The sequence below is a fragment of the Cellulomonas iranensis NBRC 101100 = JCM 18110 genome, from assembly GCF_001552375.1.
In the GTDB taxonomy this organism is placed as follows: domain Bacteria; phylum Actinomycetota; class Actinomycetes; order Actinomycetales; family Cellulomonadaceae; genus Cellulomonas; species Cellulomonas iranensis.
In genome coordinates, this window is sequence record NZ_BCRB01000052.1 from 21,437 (window position 1) to 28,253 (window position 6,817).

4 protein-coding genes are annotated in these 6,817 nt (G+C 73.7%); 1 reads left to right on the forward strand and 3 read right to left on the reverse strand.

The window, feature by feature from the left end; translation table 11 throughout:
- Nucleotides 1-33 precede the first annotated feature (33 nt).
- Nucleotides 34-2,514, forward strand: coding sequence for a glycogen/starch/alpha-glucan phosphorylase (locus CS2_RS11780; RefSeq protein WP_046529982.1), 2,481 nt, complete (start codon nt 34-36; stop codon nt 2,512-2,514).
- A 212-nt stretch (nt 2,515-2,726) separates the two neighbouring features.
- Here the strand turns inward: CS2_RS11780 and CS2_RS11785 are convergent, their stop codons facing one another.
- The 3 genes from CS2_RS11785 to CS2_RS11795 form a co-directional block, all read right to left on the reverse strand.
- The gene (locus tag CS2_RS11785) at nt 2,727-4,298 is read right to left on the reverse strand and encodes a methyl-accepting chemotaxis protein (protein WP_070320146.1); all 1,572 of its coding nucleotides are present in this window, start codon (nt 4,296-4,298) and stop codon (nt 2,727-2,729) included.
- A gap of 155 nt (nt 4,299-4,453) precedes the next feature.
- Entirely contained in the window at nt 4,454-6,238 is a 1,785-nt protein-coding gene (locus CS2_RS11790; protein WP_070320147.1) for a choice-of-anchor G family protein, read from the reverse strand.
- A gap of 1 nt (nt 6,239) precedes the next feature.
- Nucleotides 6,240-6,817 (reverse strand): LPXTG cell wall anchor domain-containing protein (locus tag CS2_RS11795; protein ID WP_156442117.1); only part of this gene is annotated, 578 nt, incomplete at its 5' end.

The window sequence follows — 6,817 nt, forward strand, 5'->3', positions numbered from 1 at the left end:
CCGTGGGACCACGGGGCAACTACCGTTGCGCAAGTGACTGAGAACCGTGCCAACGGCACCGCGCCGGTGACCGCCCCCCAGCACTCCGTCGAGGGCTTCGTGAAGGAGTTCCTGCGCGAGCTCCACTTCGGCCAAGGGGTGACGCTCGCACGCGCGAGCGACAACGACCAGTACCTGGCGCTCGCGCGCACGGTGCGCGAGTACCTCATGGCCCGGTGGCTCGAGACGCTGCGGCGGCAGTTCGACGCGCAGGCGAAGTCGGTCGCGTACCTGTCGGCCGAGTACCTGCTGGGGCGCCAGCTCGACAACGCGCTCATCGCGACCGACCTCACCGAGATCGTCGAGGAGGGGCTCGCGTCCCTCGGCATCGACCTCGCGACCCTGCGTGAGCAGGAGGTCGAGCCGGGTCTCGGCAACGGCGGCCTGGGGCGTCTCGCCGCGTGCTTCGTGGACTCGCTCGCGACGATGAGCGTGCCGTGCATCGGCTACGGCATCCGCTACGAGTACGGCATCTTCCGCCAGACGTTCGTCGACGGCTGGCAGGTCGAGCAGCCGGACACGTGGCTGTCGCTCGGCGCGCCGTGGGAGTTCCCGCACCCCGAGCACTCGGTGCCCGTGCACTTCGGCGGCCACACCGAGACGTACGACGACGGCGGCGTCGAGCGCACGCGCTGGGTGCCCGCGTGGGACGTGCTCGGCGTGCCCTACAACTACATGGTCCCCGGCTACCAGAACGGCCGCGTCAACACGCTGCGCCTGTGGAGCGCGCGCGCGACCAAGGCGTTCGACCTGCAGATCTTCAACTCCGGCGAGTACGTCGACGCGGTGCGCGCGCAGACGTTCGCCGAGAACATCTCGAAGGTCCTGTACCCCGAGGACTCGACGCCGCAGGGCAAGGAGCTGCGCCTGCAGCAGCAGTACTTCTTCGTCGCGTGCTCGATCCGCGACTTCGTCGAGAACGTGCTGCCCGAGGACTTCGACCTGCACGACCTGCCCGAGCGCATCATCTTCCAGCTGAACGACACGCACCCCGTGATCGCCGTCCCGGAGCTCATGCGCATCCTGGTCGACGAGAAGAAGTGGGACTGGGACGAGGCGTGGGCGGTGACGCAGAAGTGCTTCGCGTACACGTGCCACACGCTGCTGCCCGAGGCGCTCGAGGTGTGGCCGGTCGAGCTGCTGGGCCGGCTGCTGCCGCGGCACCTGGAGATCATCTACCGCATCAACGACGACTTCCTCGCGGAGGTCGCGCAGCGGTTCCCCGGCGACGAGCTGCGCCTGCGCCGCATGTCGATCATCGCCGAGCACCCCGAGCGGTCGGTGCGCATGGCGTACCTCGCGACCGTGGCGGGCGCGAAGGTCAACGGCGTCGCCGAGCTGCACAGCCAGCTGCTGCGCGACAAGGTGCTCCCGGACTTCTCGGAGTACTGGCCGGACAAGTTCACCAACGTCACCAACGGCGTCACGCCCCGGCGGTTCGTGCGCCTGGCGAACCCGGCGCTGTCGGAGCTCATCACCGACGCGGTCGGCCCCGGGTGGGTCACGGACCTCGAGCGGCTGCGCGAGATGGAGCCGCTGGCCGACGACGCCGAGTTCCGCGAGCGGTTCCGTGCGGTCAAGGCGCACAACAAGGACCGTCTGAACGCGCTGCTGCAGCGCCGCGACGGCATCACGCTGCCGGCCGACGCGATGCTCGACGTGATGGTCAAGCGCCTGCACGAGTACAAGCGGCAGACCCTCAAGGTGCTGCACATCGTGTCGCAGTACGAGCGCATCGTCAGCGGCGAGCTCGACCCCACGAGCATCCCGCGGCGCGTGTTCGCGTTCGGCGCCAAGGCGGCCCCGGGCTACAAGATGGCCAAGCAGATCATCGGGCTCATCAACCACGTGGGCGCGGTCGTCAACACCGACCCGCGCGTGCAGGGTGCGCTCACGGTCGTCTTCCCGCCCAACTACAACGTCACGCTCGCCGAGACGCTGATCCCCGCGGCCGACCTGTCGGAGCAGATCTCGCTCGCAGGCAAGGAGGCGTCGGGCACCGGCAACATGAAGTTCGCGCTGAACGGCGCCCTGACGATCGGCACCGACGACGGCGCGAACGTCGAGATCCGGCAGCTCGTCGGCGACGACCACTTCTTCCTGTTCGGTCTCCTCGAGCCGCAGGTCGAGCAGGTCGTGGCCGCCGGGTACGAGCCGTCCCGGTACTACGAGGAGAACCGCACGCTGCGCCGCGCGATCGACCTCATCGCGTCGGGTGCGTTCGCGAACGGCGACCGCAAGGTCTTCGAGCCGATCGTGTCGAACCTGCTGCACGAGGACCGGTTCCTGGTGCTCGCGGACTTCCAGTCGTACGTCGAGGCGCAGGAGCGGGTCGACGCCGCGTACCTCGACACCGAGGGGTGGACGCGCTCGGCGATCCTCAACGTCGCGCGGTCCGGGTTCTTCTCGTCCGACCGGTCGATGTGGGACTACATCGACCGCATCTGGCACGCGCAGCCGGTCGTCGCGCGCTGACGCGACTCCCCGGTCGCACGACGGTCCCGCACCCACCGGGTGCGGGACCGTCCGACGTCCGGGGCTCTCTGCCGCCACCCACCCGGCGCCACCCACCCCCCCGCCGAACGCGGGGTTCGGCCGGTTCCGAGGGTCCAGAAGCGGCCGAAGTCCGCGCTCGACGGCCGTGACGGGGCGGTGGCGACGGGGCGACGAGGGGACGGGTGCCGGCGTCAGGCGCGCAGCGCCGCGACCGACTCCTCGAGGCGTCGGGCCGTGCCCGAGAGCTCGTCGGCGGCGGTGCGGATCGTCGCGATCCCGTCGAGCGAACGCTCCTGCCGCTCCTCGACGCCGCCGATGCCGGACTCGATGCCGCGGCCCGCGCGCGCGGCCTCCGCGACGGCCTGCGCCATCTGCGCGGTGGTCGCGGTCTGCTCCTCGACGGCGCCCGCGATGGTCGTCTGGTAGTCGTCGATGCGGGACACGACGTCGCTGATCCGCGAGATCTCCTCGACCGCGCGGCCCACGGCCGACTGGATCTGCTCGACCTGGTCGCCGATCTGCCCCGTCGCGCGCGCGGTGGCCTGCGCGAGGTCCTTGACCTCGCCCGCGACGACCGCGAACCCCTTGCCGGCCTCGCCGGCGCGGGCCGCCTCGATGGTCGCGTTGAGCGCGAGCAGGTTCGTCTGCTCGGCGATGCCCGTGATGACCTTGACGACCGACCCGATCTGCGCGGACGACTCGCCGAGCTCGGCGACCGAGCGCTGCGTCTGCTCGGCGATCCGCACGGCGTCGGCGGCGATCGCGGCCGCGTCGGCCGTGGTGCGGGAGATCTCGCCGATCGACGCGTCCATCTGGTGGGCACCCGCCGCGACGGACTCGACGCGGTCGGCGACCTCGCCGGCCCCGACGGACACGCCGCGCAGCTGGTCGGTGGACTCCTGCACCGCGACCGTCAGCTCCTGCGAGGACCCGACGAGCGTCGCGGCGGCCTCGGCGACCGCGCGCGCCGACGTCGTGACCTCGGTCGTCGCGGCCGTCGTGCGGTCGAGCGTGGCGTTGAGCGCGACCGCGAGCCGGTCCAGCTCGGTGCGCTCGCGGCCCGTGTCGAGACGCGCGGACGAGTCGCCCGACGCCAGGGCGTCGGTGGCCCGCGCGAGGGGCCGCACGATCGAGCGCTGCACCGCGATGCCCGCGCCGGCGAGCACGAGCAGCACCGCGAGGGACACCCCGATCACGGGTACTGCGTCGGCCAGCGCCGCGGCCTGCACGTCGTCGACGTAGATGCCCGAGCCGACGACCCAGCCCCACGGCTCGTAGCCCGCGACGTAGGAGATCTTGGGCTGCGGGTCCTCGGCGCCGGGCTTGGGCCACTGGTAGGCCACCGTGCCGGCGCCGTCGGCCTCGACCACCTCGACCATGCGCACGAACAGCCGGAGCCCGTCCGGGTCCTCGTAGTCGCCCAGCGCCGTGCCGTCCATCTCGGGCTTGATCGGGTGCATGAGCATCGTCGGGGCCATGTCGTTGACCCAGAAGTACTCGTCGCCGCCGTAGCGCATGGTCCCGAGGGTCGCGAGCGCGCCCGCCTGCGCCTCCTCGACCGTGACCTCGCCGGCCTGCGCGCGCGCCGCCCACGCCTCGACGACGCCCAGGGCGGACTCCACGACGTGCTGCGTCGCGGTCGAGCGCTCGGCGAGGATGCGCCGCTCGACGCCGCCCACCGCGACCGCGGTGAGGACGAGCAGGCCGATCGCGGTGAGGACCACGAGCGCGGCCATGCGGGTGCGGATCCGGAACTGGCTCATCGGGCGGCCTCCTGTGCGTCGGCGCCCCCTGCCGGCGTCCCGGGCGGTCGGACGACGACCCGGGTGCCTCTCCGTCGGCCGCGCGCGGCGGAACGTGAGCCGGACCACAGGGTGAAACGCCGTGCGCCTGGGCCGTCGGTCCCGTCCGTGCAGGCTCAGGGGGCGCCGACCGGCCCCGCCGTCGAGGTCGCGAACCGCACGTGGGCGACGTCCGCGCTGCTCGTGTACCGCGCGAGGCCCAGCCGCAGCGCCGTCACGCGGTACTCGGGCGTGCTCGTCGCCGTCCCGGCCGTGTACGGCTCGCTCGGTGGTGCGCCGGGCCGGTCCGGCTGCACGTTGAGCATGAGCGACACGACGCTCGGCAGCACGGCGACCAGCGACGACAGCGCCGTGACGAGCGTGCCGGACAGCGTCGCGAGCGTCGCGCCGAGGGTCGTGACCGGTACGACGAGCGCGGTGCGCAGCACGGGTGCGACGAGGCCCAGGAGCGCCGCGCCCGAGCCGTTCAGCGCCCCCGTGATCGAGCTCAGCGAGAGGCCGAGGACGCCGAGGACGGTGTTGACGAGCGTGCCCGTGAGCCCGGTCGCCGTCACGGTGACGGCCGCGGTCGGCGGCACCGCGGTGCCCGCGGCGGAGTCGAGGATCGCCCCGACGGGTGCGGTGAGCTGCACGCGGACCCCCGCGACGTTCACGGTGACCGGACCCGTGACGGGCACGGTCGCGCTCGCCGCGACCGTGGTGGTCAGGTCGACGGTGACGGTCGCGGACCGGACCGCCGTGAGGAGCGCCTGGACCACCTGCCCGGTCCACGTGTCGAGCAGCGCCCCGACCCGCGTCAGCAGAGGGTTGAGCACCGTGGCGCTCAGGACGACCTCGGTGTTGGGTGGTTGGCTGCTGAGCGCGCCCGGCGCGTAGCCGAGCAGCGCGTCGAGGTCGACGTCGATGACGCCGGACGACAGGTTCAGCGTCACGACGCCGTCGGTGAGCGGAGCCGTGAGCAGCGGGGCGACCGCCCCGGCGACGTCCGGCGTGGTGACCGTGACCGTGCCGGACAGCGGCGCGAGCGACAGCCCGGCGCCGAGCTGCCCCAGCAGCCCGGTGCGGATCGCCGCGGCGATCGGCCCCGACGTGCCCCCCAGCGTCCCGAGGTTGGTCTGCAGCGTGCCGACGGTCGCGTTCACGGCCTGCACGAGCTGACCGAGCACCGGGCTGCTGGTCCGCAGCCCGACGTCGGCCACCCCGTAGCTGCGCACGGCACCCGTGGCCGTGCCGTCGCCCCACAGCAGCGCTCGCAGGTCGGCGCACCCGTCGAGCTGCGCGCTGGAGGCGACGGCACCCACGCGCAGCTGCGTGTCGGCGAGGTTCGTGATCGCCGGCAGCAGCGTGCCGAGCGACACGTACGCCGGCCCGGGCAGCTGGTCGGACGGGGTCGTCGGCGTGACCTGCACGCCGCCGCTGTCGTTCACCAGGCCCGCGGCGCCCGCGGCCGTGCCGTGGCCCGACACCTGCGCGTACTGGTTCAGCGCGCCCGCCGAGCCGGCCGGCAGCCCGACCCCCAGCCCCGTGAGGTTGAGACCCACGACGTTGAGCGCGCTCGCCGTCAGCGGGTTGAGCCGCGTCGCGGTCGGTGCCGGCGAGCCGGGGTCGATCGCGGTCGGCGGCGTGACGGTCAGGGTGCCGTCGGCGGCGCGCACCAGGCGCACGCCCTGCAGCGCGGCGACCGGGTCGAGGTCCGTGCCGAGCAGGCTCCCGGACAGGAACCGGCCCGCCGAGGTCGCGGTGAACCCCTCGTCCTGGCCGCAGCGCAGCGACGACGTCGCGGTCAGGCCGTGGACCCACTCGTCCTCGCGCCACGCGGCGGTCGACGTCGACACGACGGCGGGGGCGGCCACGGCGGCGGCCGCGGCGGCGGCCACCAGGGCCCGGACGGCAGCGCGCATGTCAGCCTCTCCTCGGGGTCGGCGGTGCTGGACGTCGGGCCGCACCCAGCAGCCCGGCGCCGAGCGCGAGCGCCGCGGCGGCGGCGAGCGCGAGCAGCACGGGGTCGGCGCCCGTGCGCGGCAGCCGGTCGGCCGGTGCGGCGACGACGGGCGGGCCGCCGTCACCCGGCGCCCCGGGCGCTCGCGGTGGCGTGGACGGCACCGGCACGTCGTCGATCGCGACCGCGCGCAGGCCGAGCCCGACCTCGTTCGTCAGACCCATGAGGGTCTCGTCGGCGGACGCGGCCGCCGAGTCCTCGACGGCGAGCGACACCAGCAGGTGCTCGGGCGCGCCGGGCGCGATCGGGTCGAGCTCGAACCGGGGGCCGGCGCCCGGGCCCGCCGTGCTGGTCCCTGCGTATGTCGCGACGGCGCGTTCGCCCGCACCGCACGTGGGCGCTCCCGCGCCGTCCTGCCACGGGGCGTCGCAGCTGCGGACGACGAGCACCAGGCCGCGCGGGTGCTCCGTCAGCGCGCCCACGCTGTGCAGCTCGACCTCGAGCTCGGCGCGCGCCGCGTCCTCGAGGCGGGCGTCGACCC

Excerpts from the sequence above, each read along its gene's own strand:
- CS2_RS11790 (WP_070320147.1), bottom strand. The coding sequence starts at position 6,238 with ATGCGCGCTGCCGTCCGGGCCCTGGTGGCCGCCGCCGCGGCCGCCGCC.
- CS2_RS11785 (WP_070320146.1), bottom strand. The coding sequence starts at position 4,298 with ATGAGCCAGTTCCGGATCCGCACCCGCATGGCCGCGCTCGTGGTCCTC.